The sequence below is a fragment of the Kosakonia quasisacchari genome (genome assembly GCF_004331415.1).
GTDB classification, from domain to species: domain Bacteria; phylum Pseudomonadota; class Gammaproteobacteria; order Enterobacterales; family Enterobacteriaceae; genus Kosakonia; species Kosakonia quasisacchari.
The window spans coordinates 77,942-100,891 of the sequence record NZ_SJOP01000016.1 but is presented as its reverse complement, the minus strand read 5'-3'; the positions used below and the strand labels follow the sequence as shown (position 1 = coordinate 100,891).

The window sequence follows — 22,950 nt, the reverse complement described above, 5'->3', positions numbered from 1 at the left end:
GACTGGTTAAACACGTTTTTTCTCTGAGGATCAATGAGGAGACGCAGCCGGAAGGGTTACCGGCTGCGGAAGGTTAGCTGATGGATGTCGTTTGTTTATGGAAAAGCTCGCGGAATACCGGGTAGATATCCTCCTGATCGCGAATATGCTGAATAGCGAAATTATCGAACATCGTTTGCAGGTGTTCGTACTCGCGCCATAACGTCTGGTGTGCGCGGCGGGTGATTTCGATATAGCTGTAGTAACGCACCACCGGCAAGATTTTCTTCGCCAGGATTTCGTGACACAGCGGTGAGTCGTCCGCCCAGTTATCACCGTCCGACGCCTGCGCGGCGTAAATATTCCACTGCGCCGGGTCGTAACGCTCTTTTACCACTTCATCCATCAATTTCAGGGCACTGGAAACAATGGTGCCGCCCGTTTCCTGCGAGTAGAAGAACTCATGTTCATCCACCTCTTTCGCCTGCGTGTGATGGCGGATATAAACGACTTCGACGTTTTTATAGGTTCGGCTCAGGAACAGATAGAGCAGAATGTAAAAACGCTTGGCCATATCTTTGGTCGCCTGATCCATTGAGCCAGAAACGTCCATCAGGCAGAACATCACCGCCTGGCTCGAGGGTTCCGGCCGTTTTTCGTAGTTTTTGTAGCGTAAATCAAAGGTATCGATAAACGGCACCCGCTCAATTTTTGCCCGTAATTCGGCAATCTCTTTACGCAGACGCTCCTCTTCAAGTAACTGTGCAGGTTCGCTTTTTGCCACCGTTTCCAGGGTACTTTCCAGTTCGCGCAGCTCACGACGTTTTCCCGCCGTCATGGCAGTGCGGCGCGCCAGCGAGTTTTGCAACGAGCGCACGACGCTGATATTCGCCGGTACGCCGTTGGCGGTGTAACCCGCGCGGTGCGTTTTAAACTCATTAAGCTGCCGTTGCTGGTTCTTTTTCAGGTTCGGCAGTGCCAGATCCTCAAACAGCAAATCGAGATATTCATCTTTGGAAATCTGGAACACAAACTCATCCTGGCCTTCGCCGTCAGGGCTGGCTTCGCCCTGGCCGCTGCCACCACCGCCACCGCCGCCTTGCGGGCGCTCGATACGGTCATTTTGCACAAAATGGTCGTTTCCTGGATGAACGCGGTGGCGCAAGCCGCCACGCCCCTGATGAAACATCGGTTCGCTGATATCCTCCGTTGGGATGGAGACGGATTCGCCATTCTCCACATCGGTCACCGAGCGCTTGTTGATAGCTTCAGAGATCGACTGCTTTATTTGCGCTTTATAACGGCGTAAAAATCGCTGGCGGTTAACCGTGCTTTTATTTTTACCGTTCAAACGCCGGTCAATGAACCAGGTCATAGTTCCCCTCCCGCTGCGTATGCCAACTTTGCAACAGGCCGCGCGCAGGGCACGGCCAGTGCGTTGTTATGATGATTTACGTACACGCAGATACCATTCGCACAACAGGCGAACCTGCTTGCGGGTGTAGCCTTTCTCCATCATACGGTCGACAAAGTCGTCGTGCTTTTTCTGCTCGTCGGTAGAGGTTTTGGCGTTAAACGAAATCACCGGCAACAGCTCTTCGGTGTTCGAGAACATTTTTTTCTCGATAACCGTGCGCAGTTTTTCGTAGCTGGTCCAGTTCGGGTTGCGTCCGTTGTTATTGGCGCGGGCGCGCAGCACGAAGTTAACGATTTCATTACGGAAATCTTTCGGGTTGCTGATCCCGGCTGGTTTTTCAATTTTTTCCAGTTCCGCGTTCAGGGATTCACGGTCAAACAACTGGCCGGTATCCGGGTCGCGGTACTCCTGATCCTGAATCCAGAAATCCGCATAGGTGACATAACGATCAAAGATGTTTTGCCCATATTCGGAATAGGATTCGAGGTAAGCCGTCTGGATCTCTTTGCCGATAAACTCGGCGTATTTCGGGATCAGGTAACCTTTCAGGAATTCCAGATAACGTTCTGCCAGCTCTTGCGGGAACTGCTCACGTTCAATTTGTTGCTCCAGTACGTAGAACAGGTGTACTGGGTTGGCTGCCACCTCGACGTGGTCGAAGTTGAACACGCGGGAGAGGATCTTAAAGGCAAAGCGCGTCGACAGGCCGTTCATCCCTTCATCGACACCGGCGTAATCGCGGTATTCCTGGTAGGACTTCGCTTTCGGATCGGTATCTTTCAGGCTCTCGCCATCGTAGACACGCATTTTCGAGTAGACGCTGGAGTTTTCCGGCTCTTTCAGACGCGACAGAATCGAGAAACGGGCCAGGGTTTCGAGCGTCCCCGGTGCACACGGCGCATGGGACAGCTCACTGTGGTTGAGCAGTTTTTCGTAAATTTTCATCTCTTCCGAGATGCGCAAGCAATAAGGCACTTTGACGATATAAACACGGTCAAGGAACGCCTCGTTGTTTTTGTTGTTACGGAATTGCACCCATTCAGATTCGTTCGAGTGGGCGAGAATGATGCCGTTGAACGGCAGGGCGGAGATGCCTTCTGTACCGTTATAGTTACCCTCCTGCGTGGCGGTCAGCAGTGGGTGCAGCACCTTGATCGGCGCTTTAAACATTTCAACGAATTCCATGATGCCCTGGTTTGAGCGGCACAACGCGCCGGAGTAACCATACGCGTCTGGATCGTTTTGTGCGTGGTTTTCCAGTTTGCGGATATCCACTTTTCCGACCAGCGCCGAAATGTCCTGGTTGTTCTCATCGCCCGGTTCCGTTTTGGCAATCGCAATCTGCTCGAGAATCGACGGCCAGACTTTTATCACGCGGAATTTGCTGATATCGCCGCCGAAGTCGTGCAGGCGTTTGGCGGCCCATGGCGACATGATAGTGCCAAGATAACGGCGCGGAACGTTGTACTCTTTTTCAAGGATCTGTGCATCTTCCTGCGGATTGAACAGGCACAGCGGGTGGTCGTTAACCGGGCTGCGCTCGCCGTTGGCGCTCAGCACGTAAATGGGCACCCGCTGCATTAAGGATTTCAGGCGTTCGGCCAGCGACGATTTACCACCGCCCACCGGGCCGAGCAGATAGAGGATCTGTTTCTTCTCTTCCAGACCCTGCGCGGCGTGTTTGAGGTAAGAGACAATTTGCTCAATCGCCTCTTCCATTCCATAAAATTCCTCGAACGCGGGGTAGCGTCCGATAACCCGGTTCGAAAAGAGACGGGAAAGCCGTGGCTCCTGGGCAGTGTCTACCATCACAGGTTCCCCTATGGCCATCAGCAGCCTTTCAGCAGCATTCGCATAGGCGCTGCGATCTTGCTTACAGATGGCAAGAAACTCCTGCAGAGTGAACTCTTCGTCCTTGGCAGCTTCATAACGCTGGCGATAGTGATCGAATATATTCATGGCGTGCCGTCCTTTCGTAATCTGTGGGAACAGTACAGCTATCAGTTTTTCCACTTTTAGCGTCGCAAACCAACGGGATAAAAAATATGCTCCGTCCTATTTGTTATGAGCGTGTATCCAGCTTTGATCAAGTTATCGCTGAAGAAGATTCTGATGGCAGAGGGGCTTTTTTTGCCCTTCATTTAGATTAAATATCTATTGGATGGAATTTATGCGGATTTTTTATATTTAATATGGGGTTTCTGTGTTGGAAAATGCCAACATTTTACATCGGGCGAATGTTGGTAAATTTTTACAGGATGTGCGGAATCGCAAGTATAGAAAAAGTGACGCCGTCATGGTCACTTCATTGGACCGGAAAGATTATCGACAACAGAAGTACGCGAGCTGTGTTAAAGGATGATGACAGGCAGGATTTATATGGCGGTTGTCGCCGTCAAAAGGAAAGCTGAGGTGCCAGGCGAGAATGCCCGGCACCTTTAAACGACATGTTAGCCGCGGTGCTCTTCAATGTATTGTGCGAGATCCGCTGGGGTTTTCAGCACGCTAGCGACTTCTGTCGGCGGGATCATGCAGCCGTAAACATCCTGCACTTCAAGCACCATATCGACGGCGAGGATGGAGTCGAGAATATCGGACTCAATCAGCTCATCGTGGAAGCCCACTTTGCGGGATAAAATCTTTTCAAACATCGCGAGAATTTCTTGTTCCATGATTTTTCCTGTGTATTCAGTTACTGCGGGCATGGGTGTCCAGCAGTTTACGGTCGATTTTGCCGTTAGGGTTCAGCGGCAAAGCCTCCTGGATAATGATTTGTGACGGCACCATGTACGACGGTACCACCTGTGAAAGCGAGTGTTTAATCGCGTCCGGCGCCAGATTTGTTACGCAGAATGCCGCGATACGCAGTACGCCGCCGCCCGCTTTCATTAGCGGTAATACCACCGCTTCACGAATGCCGGACATCGCCAGCAGGCGGTTTTCAATCTCGTTAATTTCAATGCGGTAACCGTTGAGCTTGATCTGGCTATCGTTGCGTCCCTGGCAGTAAATAAGCCCCTCTTCATAACCTAAATCACCGGTTTTGTAGCCGCGCCAGGCTTCGCCTTCGCGGCGCAGCAGTTTCGCCGCGTTCTCTTGCGGTAGGCCGAGGTATCCGCGCATTACGTTTTTGCCCCAAATAATCAGCTCACCCTCGGCGGTAATCTCCATTCTGCTCTCTGGCATCATGGTGCCAACCGGCAGCAGATCGTTGTCGCTGGCGAGGATTTCATCCGTAATTTCGACAACGGTGGTGGCGATAGTCGCTTCGGTCGGGCCATAGGAGTTGAGGATTTTGGCCTGCGGGAAGCGGCGGCGAAGCTGTTTGACCAGTGCTTTGTTAAGCACTTCACCGATAAACACAAACACGCTGAGCGCAGGTAAATAATCACTGTTGAACTGCGGCGAGAGCAACTTCTGGTAAGCGAAAGAGGGGGTGGAAACCCAAACCGATACCGCGTTACTTTTCAGACGCTCGAGCCAGTTTTCTGCCGCAATATCCTCTTTGGCGTTCAGCACGATATGGCCGCCGGTCGCCAGGTTCGCCAGCAAGGGAATCAGCGAAAGGTCAAAACTGAACACTGCGTGGTTCATCAGCACCGGCACTTCCGGCAAGGCGAAATCCTTGCGTACCCACTGCATAAAGTGCCATACGCTTTCACGCCCAATCTGCACGCCCTTCGGTTTACCCGTGCTGCCAGAGGTGAACATGATATAGGCGAGATCCGGCTCCGCGAGCGGCTGGCCGGTTTCACCGGTCGCCACAAACTGTCGAGTCGCCACGTCGTAGTAATAGGGCGCGCTGGCGAGATGGCAAATCTCTTTCAGCCGTTCCTGCGGGTAGATGCAATCTACCGGAATGTAGGGAATGTTATGCAGCAGGCAGCTATAGATGGCTACCGCGAATTCTGCCTGCTGGTGGCCATATAACACTACGGGTGTCATGGCTTCAGGCTGACTGCGCTGATAGCGCAGGGCCCAGTCCGTCACCGCGACAGAGAGCTGTTGCCAGTTTAGTGCTTCGTCGCTGCCGCTTATCGCTAACTGATACGGACGGGCGGGATCGAGTAATGCCGCACGCAGGAAATCCTGCAGCGCCTGGAGTTCAGAGTGTAGGTTCATAGGGGTGACATTCCGCTAAAAATGTAAAGAGATGCCGCAGCGCTTGCCAGCGTTAACAGGCGTCCCAAAAAGAGAATCGTTGGATATTGCAGCCAGCGGTTCAGCGCCGGGCTGCGTTTGGCTGACCACAGCAGCATGTTGTGTGCAACGGAAATGGCACCAAACAGTGCGCCGCTAATGACATAGTGCCGTTCGAGCCCGTTCCATGCCCCCATACAAAACAGCGTGCAGAAAATACCGATATTCTGCGCCAGCGTTTTGTTCTGACGGAAAAAGTCGAGCTTCATTAAATTCATATAAATCGGCATAAACACCACATCGCGCAGCCACTCTGAAAGGCTGATGTGGAAACGACGCCAGAAATCCTGCGGGTTTTTCGCCAGAATCGGCATATTGAAGTTTGCCGGGACATTAAGGCCAAACAGGCGAGCAGCACCGATAGCCATATTGCTGTAACCGGCGAAGTCAAAATAGAGGTAGGCGCTGTAGGCCAGCGACATAACAACGCCGACGCTGAATGTAAACGGGCGATTACTCCAGGACTGGATCACAAGGTTATCGACCAGCATGGCGAATAAAAACTTCTGCACGATGCCGGTGAAAATTTGCTCTGCGGCAATGAGAAATTGCTCACGCGTGAGCGTAAACACCGGTTTATTAATATCCGTTATCCATGTCCGCCAGCGGTACATTGGACCAGCCAGAATAATAAACGGCATAAACAGGTAACAGAAGTAGTGCAATACATTGTTGCCATCTTTTTTATTGCGGTAGAGCAAAACATCAATGGCGCGGAAGGTCATAAAAGATAAGCCAATCATGCCCCAATGGTTATTCAGATGTAATTTCACTGCAAACAATGGCACTAACGTTAAACTTACCGCCTGCCAGGTTTTTAACCAGCCTTTCTCTTTTAAGGTGACGAGAATATAAAAGCTGATAAAAACCGCAACCGGGACGATATAGTCGCCCTGAAATATATATCCCCAGCCAAACGCCGCCAGCACGGAAAAAGCGGATAAGTAAGTTAACCGATAGCGCAGCACGCGGTTAACCAGCGCAAACAATAACGCCGAAGAAAAGAGAAAAAAGAAAAAGGTTCCGGAGCTATACATCATTCATTCCTCAGAACTTTTGATATTCAAAGTGCACTTTTAAATTCATGCTTTCATCAACAGAGGACCACGCAACAACGGTGACCGCCAGTAAGAGATAAAGGAAAAACAGGCGAATAGCGTATTTCATCGTTTAAAACTCTCAAGAATAAAGCGGTCCATCGGTACCCATGCCAGATCGGTGGGATGCAGACGATCCCAGTTCCAGCCGTCCTGATAGGGCATGGAGTACATATCAAAATAGGGGATCTGGTTTTCTTTCAGGATGGCGGTGGTCTGCGTCACCGCAGGCTGCACGAGCTCAGGGTTTTGCACCGCACGGCGGTTTATTGCATCAATAATTACCACCACCTGAACGTGGCGCTCTTTCAGCAACTTGATCATGGCGCGAAACGCTTTTAACTGTTCCGGCTCAACGGGCGAATCGTCCCACACTTCTGGCTTTTCGCCGGGTTGATAAACCGTTTTGTCCATCCACAAGGTGTCAGCGCTTTCCTGGCGCGCCTCGTTCAGTTCGCGGGCGTGGGCCAGTTCGTGTTCCCAGTTCGGTGTGATGTCGACGGCGGGTTGCACAGGCCAGGGGCGTGCAGGCGACGCTTCAACATCCAGCATCGCCAGCCAGTCGTTTTTAATCAGTGTGCAGAAATTAGCAAATTCGTAGCTAACTTCCTGCCAGATATTGTCCAGGTCCCAGCCGGAAATTTTCATTTGCTCAAACGTTAAATGGCTGGTCTCTTTTTTATTGATATGGCGTAAGTAGTTGACCAGAAAAGGGCGCGTTTGAGCATCTTCCATCAATGGATTAAAAACCGGTGCCGGAAAATTATTCGCAAAAATAGCCGGAGGCACGCCGGTTGAATAAAAACTATCGGGCGCCAGCAGCAAAACGACTTTACTGTTTGCATTAAGGTCATTCTTAAAGCGAGACAGCAGAAGAAAATGAGTGACGCTATCATCAAAACTGTCGCCAAATGCAACAACATTACGATGTAAATCATTATTTAGGTAATTATATACAGCGTAAGGTTCATCTTCTGAGGTGGCGACTTCCGATGCGCCAATGAAAAAAATCGCATTACCCTTTAGGGCATGAGAAATAGTGGCTATTTTTTCCGCCTGCTCTTTTGCCGTGCCGTCCATTGCTTTAATCAGCGGCTGGAATTTAAGCGGTGGATCAAAGCGAGTCACCAGCGGATGAACGCAAAGGAACAGGATGGCGAGAAGTGCCATCAGGAAATGTAGGCAGAAAGTATTTTTGATTTTCATTATAAAATTAAAACTACTTGATATTCATTTGTTTAAAATATGTTGTTTTTTAACGTAACAGACAAATTTGATCTCTGTTTCCGCGACACTATATACCAGCCTTATGACGGATGATGAGCACTGCCGTGTAACGGTATGTACAGCGTGTTATTTATTACCAGAAATGGTCGAAGAGGCTTGATGAACAGGGTGCGAAAGCATTTTTTCGCACCCGCTGTGGCTGGCTACGCGTTATCCAGAATTTTCGATTTTTTTGTAATGTTTAGGTAAAAAAATTTGGGTAGGATGTCGCGGGCGGTTAAACTTCATGCGCCAATTATTTGACTACAGGAAAGAAAGGACTGTGACCAAAATCAAACTCGTGGCACTGGGCGTGCTGACCGCGTCCTGCGCTTTTGCAGCAAATGCAGAAAATACCTTTTCACTGGGCGCTGGCGTGGGCGTCGTTGAATCCCCGTATAAACAGTATGATAAACGTGTCCTGCCGATTCCTGTTATCACCTATGAGAGTGATAATTTCTGGTTTCGCGGCTTAGGTGGCGGTTATTACCTGTGGAATGATGCGGCGGATAAACTCTCTATCACTGCGTTTTACTCGCCATGGGAGTTCAAACCAAAAGACAGCGATAATCGTCAGCTACGTCAGTTGGATCGCCGTAAAGGGACAATGATGGCGGGGCTTTCCTACGTCCACAATACCGATTACGGTTTCCTGCGCACCACCCTCGCGGGCGATGTGCTGGATAACAGCAATGGTGTTATGTGGGATATCGGCTGGCTGTACAACTACAACAACGGTGCGCTGAGCCTCACGCCGGGCATTGGTGTTGAATGGGCCAGCGCTAACCTGAATAACTACTATTATGGCGTGTCGCGTTCCGAAGCACGTCGCAGCGGTTTGAACAGCTACGATCCGGATAATGGCTGGAGCCCTTATCTGGAGCTGACGGTCAGCTACCGTCTGACGGATAGCTGGACCGTGTACGGTGCCGGTCGTTACACCCATTTGTCGGATGAGATCAAAGACAGTCCGATGGTGGATAAATCCTGGGGCGGACTGTTGTCCACCGGGGTGACTTACCGCTTCTGATTGTGCAGTTGAATAGCGCGATCTGTGCAATAAAACAGGGCCATTGGCCCTGTTTTGCTTTACGGTGAAACGTTTAGCAGGAGGAGAGTATGGCAGATAACAACGTCGTTTTTGCAGGCCAGGTTTCGCAGCCCGCCATTGGCCAGGGCACTTGGTATATGGGGGAAAACGCGCGGCTGCGTCAGAAAGAAGTGGATGCGCTGCGTGCGGGTATCGATCTCGGTTTAACGCTGATTGATACTGCGGAAATGTACGCCGACGGCGGAGCGGAAGAGGTGGTCGGCGAAGCCTTACAGGGCGGTTTGCGTGACAAAGTGTTCCTGGTTTCCAAAGTTTATCCGTGGAATGCCGGCGGCAAGAAAGCAATCGCTGCCTGCGAAGCCAGCCTGCGTCGCCTGAAAACCGAGGTTCTCGATCTCTATCTGCTGCACTGGCGCGGTAACTACTCCCTTGCTGAAACCGTCGAGGTGATGGAAACGCTGATCGCGCAGGGCAAAATACGTCGCTGGGGCGTTTCAAATCTGGATTACAGCGATATGCAGGAGCTGATACGCGTGCGCGGCGGTGATGCGTGTGCGACAAATCAGGTGCTGTATCATCTTGGCTCACGCGGCATTGAATATGATCTGCTGCCATGGTGTCAGCAACAGGCAATACCAGTAATGGCTTATTGTCCGCTGGCTCAGGCTGGCCGCTTGCGCGATGGTTTGCTGGAAAACAGCGCGGTGCGCGAAATTGCCGCTGCACATAACGTTAGTGCTGCGCAAATTTTACTGGCGTGGGTGATTAGCCATCAGGGCGTGATAGCGATTCCCAAAGCGTCCAGCGTGGCACATGTACAGGAAAATGCGGAGGCATTGAATATCACGTTAAGCAGCGAAGAGTTAGTGCTGCTGGACAACGCTTTCCCGGCACCGGGCCGTAAAACGCCGCTCGACGTGGTGTGACAGGAATAATAACCCTCTCCTGTCGGGAGAGGGTTGGCAGGATCAGCGTTTAACGACGCGGATGGTCTGCGCCAGGCGGGACGGTTTCTCTTCCGTGGTTTTCTGCGGCACGGTCGCGTTAACCGATTCCACACAGACAAACGTTTTATAACCGTCATCCGGCATGTCGGTCATGCTGACGGAGAGCGCCGGGCCGGGGTTCCACGCGACGACATTCGCGTTATGACTGTGGATGACTTCGATGGTGCGATTAAGCGCGCTGTCGTGGATCAGGCTGCAGGCTTCTGCATTCAGATAGACGCGGTCGGTGCGATCCGGGAAAGTCTGCACGCCATCGGCCAGCACATCTTCTTTCGCATCGTTCACTTTATCGATGAAACGATCGCCAAGACCGCTTACTTTTACGGCTGCGATATCACCGACGTTGAAATAGGTGTGCAGCGCTGAGGTGGTTTCAAACTCACCGTGAGCTTCCAGTTCCATTTCGCAGGTCGCACCCAGTTTGTAACGGGCATACACCGTAAAGTCGTGTGGCCAGAATTTGCGCGAAGCATCGCTGCTCTGCAGTTCAAAGGTCAGCACTACGCCATTGGCGTCTTCGTTATGCGCTTTCAGCGCCCACGGCAGATTGCGTGCAAAACCATGCGCAGGTAGGCCTTGTTGTTTTGCCGGGCCGAACCATGGCCAGCAAACCGGCACGCCGCCACGCAGCGCGACGCCATCTTTAAACGGCGTGTTGCCGCTCAGCCACAGAACTTCTTCTTCACCCTGCGGTTTCCATGAGAGCAGATGTGCGCCCTGTAGGGCGAATGAACCTTTAACCTGCGGATGGTCAACGACGATAACATCCAGCTCGTCCATTTTGCGCAGGGAGAGAGTAGGGGTAATTTGTTCGACTACCGGAAGTGCAAAAATTTTATTAATCATTAACGCAATCCTCTGTCTTCAAAACAAAAAAAGAGCGACCGAAGTCGCTCTTTCAGATCATGTTCTCATCTCAACTTATTTGGAGATGTGAGCGATCAGGTCCAGAACTTTGTTGGAGTAACCAGTTTCGTTGTCGTACCAGGAAACCAGTTTCACGAAGTTGTCGTTCAGTGCGATACCGGCTTTAGCATCGAATACGGAAGTGCAAACTTCGCCGTTGAAATCGGTAGAAACCACGTCGTCTTCGGTGTAACCCAGAACGCCTTTCATCGGGCCTTCAGAAGCGGCTTTGATGGCTTTCTTGATTTCTTCGTAGGACGCTGCTTTTTCCAGACGAACGGTCAGGTCAACAACGGATACGTTCGGAGTCGGAACGCGGAACGCCATACCAGTCAGTTTGCCGTTCAGTTCCGGCAGTACTTTACCTACTGCTTTAGCAGCACCGGTAGAGGACGGGATGATGTTCTGGGATGCGCCGCGGCCGCCGCGCCAGTCTTTGTGAGACGGGCCATCAACGGTTTTCTGCGTTGCAGTGGTCGCGTGAACAGTGGTCATCAGACCTTCGATGATACCGAAGTTGTCGTTGATAACTTTTGCCAGCGGAGCCAAGCAGTTGGTGGTGCAGGAAGCGTTGGAAACGATGTCCTGGCCAGCATATTTGTCGAAGTTAGCGCCACGTACGAACATCGGGGTGTTGTCTTTGGACGGACCAGTCAGAACAACTTTTTTCGCGCCAGCGGTGATGTGTTTACGAGCGGTTTCGTCGGTCAGGAAGATACCGGTAGCTTCAGCAACTACGTCAACGCCGATTTCGTTCCATTTCAGGTTAGCCGGGTCTTTCTCAGCAGTAACACGGATGGTTTTGCCGTTAACAACCAGGTGGCCGTCTTTCACTTCTACGGTACCGTTGAAACGACCGTGAGTGGAGTCATACTTCAGCATGTACGCCATGTATTCAGCGTCCAACAGATCGTTGATACCAACGATTTCGATGTCAGAACGTTCCTGAGCAGCACGGAAAACAATGCGACCGATACGGCCAAAACCGTTGATACCTACTTTGATAGTCATATATTCCACCAGCTATTTGTTAGTGAATAAAAGGTTGGCTGTAAAATTACAAAAACCTTACGCAGCGTCAAGCGGAATCGTGTCAATCATTGCGACAAATCAATCCTCCGCATAGCCTTTGTTCGACTGACTCGCCTCACTCTTCCTTTGAGCATGCTCCCCATATAAGGGCGCCGCCTGGAATTTTAAAGGTCAGATAGGATAAAAATGTGAGATTAATCACAATTCACCGGCTGCTTTACCGCAACAAATAAGTTTAGAACAAAAGTTAACGCCGCACTGTTAATGTTTTGTTAGAATCAGGCTGAAAAGTTGTCGAGTTTTTACCGTGAGGCGTGAGCAAATGGCGCATAATTCTTCTGAAGACGACCTGAAAAAAACACTGACTGAAATGCAGTTCTACGTGACGCAGAACCACGGCACTGAGCCGCCCTTCACCGGGCGTTTTTTGCATAACAAACGCGATGGGATTTATCACTGTCTGGTGTGTGACGCCGCGCTGTTCAATTCGCAAACTAAGTATGATTCTGGCTGCGGTTGGCCAAGTTTTTTTGAGCCGGTCAGCGAGGATGCTATTCGTTATATCAACGATTATTCGCATGGCATGCAGCGCGTGGAAATCCGCTGCGGAAAATGCGATGCGCACCTGGGACACGTGTTTCCGGATGGCCCACAACCAACCGGCGAACGTTACTGTGTCAACTCTGCTTCCCTGAGTTTTACGGATGATGAAAATGGTGATCGGTCTCAGGGTTGAAAAAACGATTCAGCAATTATTCCACGGAGTTGTTTGAGATGAATCTTGATCAAATCGTTAACAGCATGACGCCGGAGATCTATCAGCGACTGGTAACGGCCGTTGAGTTAGGGAAATGGCCGGATGGCGTTGCGCTGACACCAGAGCAAAAAGAGAACAGCTTACAACTGGTGATGCTGTGGCAGGCGCGCAATAACACGCAGGCGCAGCACATGACCATTGATACCAACGGCCAGATGGTGATGAAAAGTAAGCAGCAGTTAAAAGAGGATTTTGGCATTTCGCCAAAGCCGATCGCGACGTTTAAATCGTAAGTCGCCATGCCGGAGGCGCAACACCATCCGGCATGATCATCAGGCGTGGGTTTCCTGCCAGTCCGCGAGCGTATAGAGCGTCGCGCCAGCCGCTGACATCTCCATAAACGCCTGGGTGCTGCCGTGTTGGTTGAGATTCACACCGCGACATCCGTCGGTAATGACATTCACCCTGTAGCCCAGGTTTAACGCATCCAGCACGGTAAATTTCACGCAGTAATCGGTGGCTAAACCGAGTACCACCAGTTCGCGAATGCCGTGCTGCTGCAACCAGCTGTGCAGGTCGGTTTCCTGACGATGGCCGTTATCAAAAAACGCACTGTAACTGTCAATCAGTGGGTTCTCGCCTTTGTGAAACACCGCGTCGATAGTGTGCTGATTCAGCAAGGGATGCAACGCCGCACCCTCGCTGTTTTGTACACAGTGATCGGGCCAGAATGTTTGGGCTAACCCAGCCAGCTCGCCCGTCGTGAACGGCGCGACGTGGTGCTGGCTGGCGAAACTGCCATGCCCGACTGGATGCCAGTCCTGGCTTGCCACGATGGTATCGCCGTATGTTTTACACCACGCCATCATGGCATTGGCGACATCTACCGTGTTGTCGCCTTCTGCCACTGCCAGCGCGCCGCCAGCGCAGAAATCATTCTGAATATCGACCAGCAGCAGTGCGCGTTGCGTCATACAAACCTCCTCATTCATCCGGCGTCAATTCACCGCGCAGGTTCTGCGTCATTGCGGTGCGAATTGAATCGGCGTCCAGATCCTGACTTAACAGGTAGTGAAGTTTTGTCAGGGTCGCTTCAACCGTCATGTCTGCGCCGCCAATCACACCTGCGTGGGCGAGGGCATTGCCGGTGGCGTAGCCGCCCATGTTGACTTTGCCGGACATACATTGTGTCAGGTTGACCACGACAATGCCGCGGGCGCTCGCTTCCTGTAACTCTTTCAGAAACTCACCGTTTTGCGGCGCATTACCCACACCGTAAGAACGAAGTATCAACGCTTTTACCGGCTGGCGCAGGAAGTTACGTACCACGTCGGCGGAAATACCCGGATAAATCGTCACCACGCCAATCGGCTGGGGAGTGATCGGATGCACCACCAATTCTCCCACCGTATGCGGTGCGGGTGGCGTACCCAGGCGGCGAATATGGATACCCGCTTCCAGTAACGGCGCAAGGTTAGGCGAAGCGAACGCATCGAAACCGTCGGCGTGCGCTTTGGTGGTGCGGTTACCGCGGTACAGACGGTTATTGAAGAACAGTGTCACTTCATTGATCGGGAAATTAGCCGCCACATATAACGCATTAAGCAGGTTGATCTGCCCATCAGAACGCAGTTCGGCAAGCGGGATTTGTGACCCTGTCACAATGACCGGTTTGCCCAGGTTTTCCAGCATAAATGACAGCGCTGATGCGGTGTAGGCCATCGTATCCGTGCCGTGCAGAATGACAAAACCATCGTAGTCGTCGTAGTGCGCTTTCACATCGTCTGCAATATGTTGCCAGTCTTCCGGCGTCATATCAGACGAATCCATCAGCGGCTCATATTCATGAATGGTGAAATCGGGCATTTCCGGGCGATGGAACTCAGGCATCAGCGCTAGCTGGCGTTGCAGATGACCGGAAACTGGCACATAGCCGTGTTCTGAGCGTTGCATACCGATAGTACCGCCCGTGTAGGCAACGTAAATGGATTTTTTTTGCATAGTTATATTCTGGCTTCATCAAAAAATCCCCTCCGGTGGAGGGGACATCGTCAGGTGATTTTAGCGGATTTTGGCGCAGTTCAGACAGAGCGCATAACGATTTTGCGGATCGTTAAACACCGCCAGTTTGTCAGTTTCAGCTTTCATCTCCAGCGCAGCGCTCGCCAGCGGCGCGGGCAGGTATGCCTGCAATGCTTTTGGCAGCATGGCGCTGGCCGAACCGGACATGCTGTCCATTACCCGATCAAAGAAACTCGGTTCTTCTTCGTAGTAATCGATATGCCACTGTTTCAGTTTCGCAAGCTCAGCCGCTTTCGCCAGTGCATCGTCGAAATCGCCCAGCGCATCGACCAGCCCGTTGTTTTTCGCATCCTGGCCGGTCCAGACGTGGCCCTGCGCGATTTTATCAACCTGCTCAGGCGTGCTGTTGCGCGACTGCGCCACCAGCGTGATAAAGCGCTTGTAGCCATTCTCAATGCTCAACTGCATCATCTGTGAAACTTCGTCCGGCAGCGCTTTGGTCATACTGACATCTGCCAGCGGCGAGGTTGCTACGCCATCAGTATGCACGCCGATACTGTCGAGGCTGTTTTCCAGTGTGTTGATAACCCCGAAGATACCAATTGAACCGGTCAGCGTGCTGGCACTGGCGACAATGTAGTTCGCCGGTGTTGAGATCCAGTAACCGCCAGATGCCGCCATACCGCCCATCGAAACCACGACCGGTTTACCTGCTGCGCGGGCTGCCGCCAGCTCGGAGCGGATAACTTCCGATGCGCTGACGCTGCCGCCAGGGCTGTTGACACGCAGCACAATGGCTTTCACTTTCGGATCCAGACGCGCATCGCGGATCTGCGCAGCAGTCGTATCACCGCCTACGTTCCCCGGCGTCTCTTCGCCGTCCATAATCGCGCCGTTAGCGAAAATCACCGCTACGGTATCGCCAACATCGCTTGGTTTTTTCGCCTGGTAATCATACATGCTGACCGCGCGGAAGTTCTTATCCTCTGTGCTCCAGCCAAACTGTTTAACCATCGCTTTTTCCGCATCGGTTGCGGAACCCAGCTCATCCACCAGTTTGTTATCCAGCGCATATTTCGCCGTGTCGCCATCCGCTTTACGCAGACCCTCCAGCATCGCTTGCGCGCCAGGGAAGACCTGTTGCGCGGTGATTTGGCGGTTAGCGGCAACGGTGTTGAGGTAGTTCTGCCATAACTCATTAATCCAGCGGCTGTCCGCATCGCGGGCTGCCGGGGACATATCGTCGCGAATAAACGGTTCAACGGCAGATTTATATGTTCCGACGCGGAATACGTGGGTGGTGACTTTCAGCTTATCAAGCAGCGACTTGTAGTAGAGGCCGTTGGTGGCAAAACCGTGCAAATCGACCACGCCCTGCGGCGATAGCCAGATCTTGTTGGCGAAGCTGGCAAGGTAATACTGCCCCTGGCTGTAGTTATCGCCTACGGCATAAACCGGCTTACCGCTGTCGCGGAATTCGCGCAGCGCTTTGCCGATATACTGCATTGATGGTTGATCCGCACCGGCAAAGTTTTTCAGATCCATCACAATCCCGGTGATATTCCGGTCATGCTGTGCCTGGCGAATGGTGTCGACGATGTCAAACAGGGAGTTTTCCTGCAACCGATCGGAGCTGGCACCGAACAACTGGCGGCCCAGCACGCCCAGTCGGCTGCTGGCGGAAGTTTTGTCCACCACCACGCCAGAAATATCCAGTAGCAAGGCTCCACGGCTGTTGCTGCTGGCTTTGCCGTCGCTCAGTTGCATCCACACACCTGCGACGACCAGCACTAATAGAATAAAGAAAAGATTCAGCACCAGATTGCGGATAAAGTTCAGCAATCGCCAGCTCCACTTGAAAAAACCGGCAATAATACGCCAAAGGGTTCGCATGTATTCTCCCTGGTAGTTAACGACCACCGCTGCCCGAGCGGCAAAGTGTGGTTATCCTAATTACCCCGCCGCCTCTTGTCAGCAGGAATCGCCTCCGACGCTGTAACAATTTCTACGCTCGTGTTAATTTTGTGAACAAATTTCAATACAGGAGTTTAACTAATGGACGCACTTGAGCTGCTCGTCAATCGTCGTAGCGCATCCCGGCTGGCAGAACCGGCCCCGGCAGGTGAACAACTGGATAACATTTTGCGTGCAGGCATGCGCGCGCCAGATCACGGTACGCTTCAACCATGGCATTTTTTTGTCATCGAAGGGCAAGGGCGCGAACGTTTCAGTCAGACGCTGGAACAGGCCGCGACTGCCGCAGGGCAGGATGAAAAAGGCATCGAAAAAGCGCGTACATCACCCTTTCGCGCACCGTTGATCATCGCAGTGGTGGCGAAATGCGAAGAGCACCATAAAGTTCCGCTTTGGGAGCAATTACTTTCTGCCGGCTGTGCGGTAATGGCGATGCAGATGGCGGCGCTGGCGCAAGGGTTTAACGGTATCTGGCGCACAGGCCCGTTGACTGACAGCGCAGTAGTCCGTCAGGCGTTTGACTGCCGCGAACAGGATAAAATCGTCGGTTTTCTGTACCTCGGCACACCGCAGTTGAAAGCCTCGACCACTGTCACCGTACCGGATACCACGCCGTTCGTGACGCATTTCTAAGTTCAGCCTGATATCTGACGGCTGCGACAACTCCGCCGCAGCCGTTTTCTTTTAAAGTCCAATCGGCTTTCGCCGATAAAAACGCGAAGGGATCATAGCGAAAGCACACCGATCCGGGCGCGCTGTTTATTTACGTTGTGCAAACTCATCTTTGGCTTTTTGCAACTGTTGCTGGAAAGCCGGATTGGTATGCAGAGTGGCAACCACGGCGGAGCCGACAATGCGCGCGGCGTCCACATCACTTTGCCAGTGGTAGCCGCAGATCACCCGGCTTTGACCCAGGTCGTAGCCGCGTTTGAGGATCTGATCCTGACGCTGTGGGTTAATCTCTGCCAGCACCAGTGCGGTGGCCCAACCGATAGAGGTATGACCGGACGGATAAGAGCCGTTTTTCGCCAGTGAATCCTGCTCTTTGGTGTTACAAGTCGGCACGCCGTAGAAGGCAAACGGGCGGATACGCATATATTTTTGCTTCGCGCCGCGCGTTGCCAGATCTCCCGCATCTTCGATCATATTGGTCAACAGCTTATGCAACTGCGGGGCATCTTTCTCCGTGATCGGTGAGCCAAATGCACCGGAGAAGGCGTTTGCCACGCCGCCGCTGCTCAGGTTGGCGTCTTCCGCCGCCTGTTTGCCGCGCTCGGTGCTACGCAGCAAGCGGCCCTGCTCGTACATCGCCTGATCGTTTAAAAACGCGATGCTACCGACTTCCGGCGGCGGGGGTAACAAAGCCAGGCTATCAATCGCCTGCGCATTTTTCAGGTAGTAAAGATCAGGTTTGGTGGTGGCGTCATTCCCGGATGGAACCAGAGCAAAAGCGCTGGTAGATAGCAAACTAGCAAGACAAAACGCGATGATATTTTTTTTCATGAGCGGTTCCTTTATGTAAAAAAGCGTCTGTAGCCCTCAGTGGCTGCTGTCATATTTCTGTCATAAAATGCCAAAAAGAACATTGCGGTGACTCGCAAAATGGCCGATGTAGTTATTGAGATGATGTTTACGAGCAAAAAATCATCGCACATGATGTCTGTTTCGTTTGCTTAATGAGCAATAACGCGCGAATTCAGATTGCCAGACTTACCAGCTCAGCATTTGGGCGCTACCATAGCGCGATTGCAATGACAGGAGATGTCCATGAGCGAGCAAGCCATTCGTTTAACGCAATACAGCCACGGAGCCGGTTGCGGTTGTAAAATTTCCCCCAAAGTGCTGGATACCATTCTGCATAGCGAGCAGGCGAAGTTTCTCGACCCGAACCTGCTTGTCGGCAACGAAACGCGTGATGACGCCGCCGTTTACGATTTGGGTAACGGCACCTGCATTATCAGCACCACTGACTTCTTTATGCCGATTGTCGATAACCCCTTTGACTTTGGCCGTATTGCTGCGACCAACGCCATTAGTGACGTTTTCGCGATGGGCGGCAAACCGATTATGGCGATTGCCATTTTGGGCTGGCCCCTCGACAAACTGGCACCGGAAATCGCGCGTGAGGTGATCGACGGTGGGCGTTTTGCTTGCCAGCAGGCGGGAATTGCGCTGGCAGGTGGCCATTCAATCGATGCACCGGAGCCGATTTTTGGCCTTGCCGTAACGGGTGTGGTGCCAACCGAACGCGTGAAGAAGAACAGCACCGCCCAGGCAGGCTGCAAACTGTTCCTCACCAAGCCGCTGGGTATTGGCGTGTTAACGACGGCGGAGAAAAAATCGCTGCTTAAACCGGAACACGTTGGTCTGGCAACGGAAGTGATGTGTCGCATGAACCTTGCTGGTGCCGCATTTGCCGGGATCGACGGCGTAAAAGCGATGACCGATGTCACCGGTTTTGGTCTGCTTGGCCATCTGAGTGAAATGTGTCAGGGCGCTGGCGTGCAGGCGCAGGTCTGGTATCAGGATGTGCCGAAATTGCCAGGTGTTGAAGAGTACATTGCTCAGGGCGCAGTGCCAGGCGGTACGCAGCGTAACTTCGCCAGCTATGGTCACCTGATGGGCGAGATGCCGACGGCAGTGCGCGATTTGCTGTGCGATCCGCAAACGTCCGGCGGCTTGCTGCTGGCGGTAGCGCCAGGTTCGGAAGAAGAAGTGAAAGCAACAGCGGCGGAATATGGCATTGAACTGAGCGCGATTGGCGAGCTGGTCAGCGCGCGCGGCGGTCGCCCGATGATTGAGATCCGTTAATCCTATGCGGTTATTTATTGCCGAAAAGCCCAGTCTGGCGCGTGCCATTGCCGATGTGCTGCCTAAGCCACATCGCAAAGGCGACGGCTATATTGAGTGCGGTAATGGTCAGGTGGTGACCTGGTGTATCGGTCACCTGCTTGAACAGGCGCAGCCGGATGCCTATGACAGCCGCTATGCGCGCTGGAATCTGGCCGATCTTCCGATAGTGCCGGAAAAGTGGCAGTTGCAGCCGCGCCCGTCGGTGCTTAAGCAAATTAATGTTATCAAACGCCTGCTCGCTGATGCCGAGCAGGTGGTTCACGCCGGTGACCCGGATCGAGAAGGGCAGTTGCTGGTTGATGAAGTGATTGATTACCTGCAACTGCCTGCTGAAAAACGCCAGCAGGTGCAACGCTGCCTGATTAACGATCTCAATCCGCAGGCGGTGGAGCGCGCCATTGAGCGCCTGCGAGCGAATAGCGAATTTATTCCGCTGTGCGTGTCGGCGCTGGCGCGCGCCCGTGCCGATTGGCTCTATGGCATCAATATGACCCGCGCGTATACGTTGCTGGGGCGCAACGCTGGCTATCAGGGCGTGCTCTCCGTTGGGCGCGTGCAGACGCCGGTGCTGGGGCTGGTGGTGCGTCGTGACGAAGAGATTGAGAACTTCGTGGCGAAGGATTTCTTTGAAGTGAAAGCGCATATCGTCACGCCTGCCGGGGAGCGTTTTACCGCCCTGTGGCAGCCGAGCGAAGCGTGCGAACCTTATCAGGACGACGAAGGGCGCTTGCTGCATCGCCCGCTGGCGGAGCATGTGGTGAGCCGCATTAGCGGCCAACCCGCGCTGGTGACAGCTTATAACGATAAACGGGAATCAGAACTCGCGCCGCTGCCGTTTTCGCTTTCCGCACTGCAAATTGAAGCGGCAAAACGTTATGGGCTCAGTGCGCAGAACGTGCTTGATATTTGCCAGAAACTCTACGAAACCCACAAGTTGATCACCTATCCGCGTTCTGATTGCCGCTATTTGCCGGAAGAGCACTTCGCCGGACGACACGCGGTGATGAATGCGATTGGCGCTCATGCCCCGGGTTTGTTGCCGCAGCCGGTAGTAAACCCGGACACGCGCAACCGCTGCTGGGACGATAAGAAAGTCGATGCGCACCACGCGATTATCCCGACGGCCCGCGCCTCAAAGGTCAATCTCAGCGATAACGAAGCCAACGTTTATAATTTGATTGCTCGCCAGTATTTGATGCAATTCTGCCCGGATGCGGTGTTCCGTAAATGCCAGATCGATCTCGACATCGCCAACGGCAAGTTTATCGCCAAAGCGCGTTTTCTGGCAGAAGCCGGGTGGCGCACGCTGCTGGGTTCGAAAGAGCGCGATGAAGAGAATGACGGCACACCGCTGCCGGTGGTGACAAAAGGCGACGAATTGCTGTGCGAAAAAGGCGAAGTGGTCGCGCGCCAGACCCAGCCGCCGCGCCACTTTACCGATGCAACATTGCTGTCGGCGATGACCGGAATTGCGCGATTCGTGCAGGACAAAGATCTGAAGAAAATTCTGCGTGCTACCGATGGTCTGGGCACTGAGGCGACGCGTGCAGGGATTATCGAACTGTTGTTCAAGCGCAGTTTTCTGGTGAAGAAAGGACGCTACATCCACTCGACCGAACCGGGCCGGGCATTGATCCACTCGCTGCCGGAGATGGCGGCACGCCCCGATATGACCGCGCATTGGGAGTCGGTGCTGACGCAAATCAGTGAAAAAGAGTGCCGCTATCAGGACTTCATGCAGCCGTTGGTCGGTACGCTACACGAGCTGATTCACCAGGCGCGCAACACGCCAGTGCGTCAGTTCCGTGGGCTGGTGGCACCGGGCGGCGAGAAGAAAAAAACGTTCGCGAAAGGTCGTGGAAAAAAACGCCCGCCATCAGCAGAGGCGGGCGGTGATGCAGCGTCTCCGGCTGGATAACGCGTTTTCGCTGTTACCCGGCCTGTTTATCAAATCACGCCCTGCGCCAGCATGGCGTCGGCGACTTTCACGAAGCCCGCGATGTTGGCGCCGCGCACATAGTGCGTTTGTTTGCCTTCACCGCCGTACTCGACGCAAGCCTGATGAATGTCCAGCATGATGTGATGCAAACGTGCATCCACTTTTTCCGCTTTCCAGCCCATACGCGCGGCATTCTGCGCCATCTCCAGACCGGAGGTGGCAACACCGCCTGCATTCGCGGCTTTCCCCGGCGCGAACAGCACGCCCGCCGCCAGGAACAATTCGGTAGCATCGATGGTGGTGGGCATATTCGCGCCTTCCGCTACGGCTTTTACGCCGTTGGCAATCAATACGCGCGCCGCGTCGGTATCCAGCTCATTTTGCGTGGCACATGGTAGAGCGATGTCGACCGGCACTGACCACGGCTGTTTGCCTTCCAGATATGTCAGACCAAATTCACGCGCGTAATCCGCAATGCGACCGTCGCGGCTGGCTTTGATCTCGCACAGACGCGTGAGTTTTTCGCGGTTAAATCCGCCTTCATCCACCACGGTACCCGCCGAGTCCGACGCGGTGATCACCCGTGCGCCGAAGGCCATCGCTTTTTCAATGGCGTATTGCGCCACGTTGCCGGAGCCGGAAACCGCGACGCGCATCCCTTCAAAGCTAAGACTGTGGCGCTTGAGCATCGCTTCGGTGAAATAGACCAGACCATAACCGGTCGCTTCCGGGCGGATCAGACTGCCGCCAAACGAAAGCCCCTTGCCGGTAAAGACACAGGCGGTATTGTTGGAGAGCTTTTTCATCATCCCGGCCATAAAACCGACTTCGCGTGCGCCGACGCCAATATCCCCGGCCGGTACATCGGTATCTGCGCCAAGATGGCGATACAGTTCGCTGATCAGCGCCTGACAGAAACGCATCACTTCGCCATCGCTTTTGCCTTTCGGGTCAAAATCACTGCCACCTTTGCCGCCGCCCATTGGCAGAGTAGTGAGCGCATTTTTAAACGTTTGTTCGAAGCCGAGGAATTTGAGGATCGACAAATTCACCGACGGGTGAAAACGCATACCGCCTTTGTAGGGGCCAATAGCCGAACTGAACTGTACGCGCCAGGCGCGGTTGACCTGGACCTGATTGCGATCATCAACCCAGGCGACGCGAAACTGGATCACGCGCTCCGGTTCAACAAGGCGTTCGAGTAATGACATCTGTCGGTAACGCGGGTGAGCTTCAAGGAAGGGCCAGAGGGTGGTCATCACTTCACGAACGGCCTGTGAGAACTCCGGCTGGTGCGGGTCGCGCTGTTCGACATACTGGAGAAATGATGCAAGAGAATGCGTCTGATCCATAGATATAAGAGTCTCTTATTGTTGTGGTGAATTTGTTGTGATGGTGGTGCGCAAAAAGCAGGCACTTTTGGACTATAACATTCGCAAGGCTGCATGCC

20 protein-coding genes are annotated in these 22,950 nt (G+C 53.1%); 7 read left to right on the top strand and 13 right to left on the bottom strand.

The annotated features are described in order from the left end of the window. Positions 1-73 precede the first annotated feature (73 nt). From E0L21_RS17235 to E0L21_RS17210, 6 genes are all read right to left on the bottom strand, one after another. On the bottom strand, positions 74-1,354 hold the full coding sequence (locus E0L21_RS17235) for a YeaH/YhbH family protein (RefSeq protein WP_131411609.1): 1,281 nt from the start codon (positions 1,352-1,354) through the stop codon (positions 74-76). Positions 1,355-1,420: 66 nt separating this feature from the next. After that, positions 1,421-3,355, bottom strand: coding sequence for a protein kinase YeaG (gene yeaG, locus E0L21_RS17230; RefSeq protein ID WP_131411607.1), 1,935 nt, complete (start codon positions 3,353-3,355; stop codon positions 1,421-1,423). Positions 3,356-3,846: 491 nt separating this feature from the next. Continuing rightward, entirely contained in the window at positions 3,847-4,068 is a 222-nt protein-coding gene (locus tag E0L21_RS17225) for an acyl carrier protein (protein WP_131411605.1), read from the bottom strand. Positions 4,069-4,084: 16 nt separating this feature from the next. Next, the gene (locus tag E0L21_RS17220; RefSeq protein WP_131411603.1) at positions 4,085-5,518 is read right to left on the bottom strand and encodes an AMP-binding protein; all 1,434 of its coding nucleotides are present in this window, start codon (positions 5,516-5,518) and stop codon (positions 4,085-4,087) included. Then, positions 5,515-6,633, bottom strand: coding sequence for a membrane-bound O-acyltransferase family protein (locus E0L21_RS17215; protein WP_131411663.1), 1,119 nt, complete (start codon positions 6,631-6,633; stop codon positions 5,515-5,517). Before E0L21_RS17215 ends, E0L21_RS17220 begins: the two co-directional genes overlap by 4 nt. Before the next feature lie 126 nt (positions 6,634-6,759). Beyond that, complete coding sequence (locus E0L21_RS17210; protein WP_131411601.1) at positions 6,760-7,899, bottom strand: D-alanyl-lipoteichoic acid biosynthesis protein DltD; 1,140 nt, start codon at positions 7,897-7,899, stop codon at positions 6,760-6,762. 343 nt (positions 7,900-8,242) lie between these two features. On the opposite strand from E0L21_RS17210, the gene E0L21_RS17205 reads away from it, so the two are divergent. Both E0L21_RS17205 and E0L21_RS17200 read left to right on the top strand, forming a co-directional pair. Next, positions 8,243-8,989 carry a MipA/OmpV family protein gene (locus E0L21_RS17205; RefSeq protein ID WP_131411599.1) on the top strand — a complete coding sequence of 249 codons (747 nt, stop codon included), beginning with the start codon at positions 8,243-8,245 and terminating at the stop codon, positions 8,987-8,989. A gap of 89 nt (positions 8,990-9,078) precedes the next feature. Further along, positions 9,079-9,936 carry an aldo/keto reductase gene (locus E0L21_RS17200; RefSeq protein WP_131411597.1) on the top strand — a complete coding sequence of 286 codons (858 nt, stop codon included), beginning with the start codon at positions 9,079-9,081 and terminating at the stop codon, positions 9,934-9,936. 42 nt (positions 9,937-9,978) lie between these two features. On the opposite strand, the gene E0L21_RS17195 is transcribed toward E0L21_RS17200, so the two are convergent. Then, on the bottom strand, positions 9,979-10,863 hold the full coding sequence (locus E0L21_RS17195) for a D-hexose-6-phosphate mutarotase (RefSeq protein ID WP_131411596.1): 885 nt from the start codon (positions 10,861-10,863) through the stop codon (positions 9,979-9,981). 75 nt (positions 10,864-10,938) lie between these two features. Beyond that, positions 10,939-11,934, bottom strand: coding sequence for a glyceraldehyde-3-phosphate dehydrogenase (gene gapA / locus E0L21_RS17190; protein WP_017456513.1), 996 nt, complete (start codon positions 11,932-11,934; stop codon positions 10,939-10,941). 343 nt (positions 11,935-12,277) lie between these two features. Here gapA and msrB point away from each other — a divergent pair, with 343 nt between their 5' ends. Both msrB and E0L21_RS17180 read left to right on the top strand, forming a co-directional pair. Next, positions 12,278-12,691 carry a peptide-methionine (R)-S-oxide reductase MsrB gene (msrB, locus tag E0L21_RS17185; RefSeq protein WP_017456514.1) on the top strand — a complete coding sequence of 138 codons (414 nt, stop codon included), beginning with the start codon at positions 12,278-12,280 and terminating at the stop codon, positions 12,689-12,691. Between the two features lie 38 nt (positions 12,692-12,729). Next, positions 12,730-13,005, top strand: a complete 276-nt coding sequence (locus tag E0L21_RS17180) for a YeaC family protein (protein ID WP_131411593.1) — start codon at positions 12,730-12,732, stop codon at positions 13,003-13,005. A 39-nt stretch (positions 13,006-13,044) separates the two neighbouring features. Here the strand turns inward: E0L21_RS17180 and pncA are convergent, their stop codons facing one another. Genes pncA through sppA form a run of 3 tightly spaced genes read right to left on the bottom strand, consistent with a single transcriptional unit; the run spans position 13,045 to position 16,627 of the window. Then, positions 13,045-13,686: a bifunctional nicotinamidase/pyrazinamidase gene (pncA, locus tag E0L21_RS17175; RefSeq protein WP_131411591.1), complete on the bottom strand. Its 642-nt coding sequence runs from the start codon at positions 13,684-13,686 to the stop codon at positions 13,045-13,047. A gap of 10 nt (positions 13,687-13,696) precedes the next feature. Continuing rightward, complete coding sequence (gene ansA, locus E0L21_RS17170) at positions 13,697-14,713, bottom strand: asparaginase (protein WP_131411589.1); 1,017 nt, start codon at positions 14,711-14,713, stop codon at positions 13,697-13,699. Between the two features lie 60 nt (positions 14,714-14,773). Continuing rightward, positions 14,774-16,627, bottom strand: coding sequence for a signal peptide peptidase SppA (gene sppA, locus E0L21_RS17165; RefSeq protein WP_131411587.1), 1,854 nt, complete (start codon positions 16,625-16,627; stop codon positions 14,774-14,776). Between the two features lie 162 nt (positions 16,628-16,789). Here sppA and E0L21_RS17160 point away from each other — a divergent pair, with 162 nt between their 5' ends. Beyond that, positions 16,790-17,341, top strand: a complete 552-nt coding sequence (locus E0L21_RS17160) for an NAD(P)H nitroreductase (RefSeq protein WP_131411585.1) — start codon at positions 16,790-16,792, stop codon at positions 17,339-17,341. A 126-nt stretch (positions 17,342-17,467) separates the two neighbouring features. Here E0L21_RS17160 and phoC read toward each other — a convergent pair whose 3' ends face one another. Next, positions 17,468-18,211 (bottom strand): acid phosphatase PhoC, encoded by a 744-nt coding sequence (gene phoC, locus E0L21_RS17155; protein ID WP_131411583.1) that lies wholly within the window; start codon positions 18,209-18,211, stop codon positions 17,468-17,470. Positions 18,212-18,475: 264 nt separating this feature from the next. Here phoC and selD point away from each other — a divergent pair, with 264 nt between their 5' ends. Together selD and E0L21_RS17145 are read left to right on the top strand one after the other, a co-directional pair. Further along, complete coding sequence (gene selD, locus E0L21_RS17150; protein ID WP_131411581.1) at positions 18,476-19,519, top strand: selenide, water dikinase SelD; 1,044 nt, start codon at positions 18,476-18,478, stop codon at positions 19,517-19,519. 4 nt (positions 19,520-19,523) lie between these two features. Then, positions 19,524-21,479, top strand: coding sequence for a DNA topoisomerase III (locus E0L21_RS17145; RefSeq protein ID WP_131411579.1), 1,956 nt, complete (start codon positions 19,524-19,526; stop codon positions 21,477-21,479). Between the two features lie 29 nt (positions 21,480-21,508). On the opposite strand, the gene gdhA is transcribed toward E0L21_RS17145, so the two are convergent. Next, the gene (gene gdhA / locus E0L21_RS17140; RefSeq protein WP_131411577.1) at positions 21,509-22,852 is read right to left on the bottom strand and encodes an NADP-specific glutamate dehydrogenase; all 1,344 of its coding nucleotides are present in this window, start codon (positions 22,850-22,852) and stop codon (positions 21,509-21,511) included. Positions 22,853-22,950 lie beyond the last annotated feature (98 nt).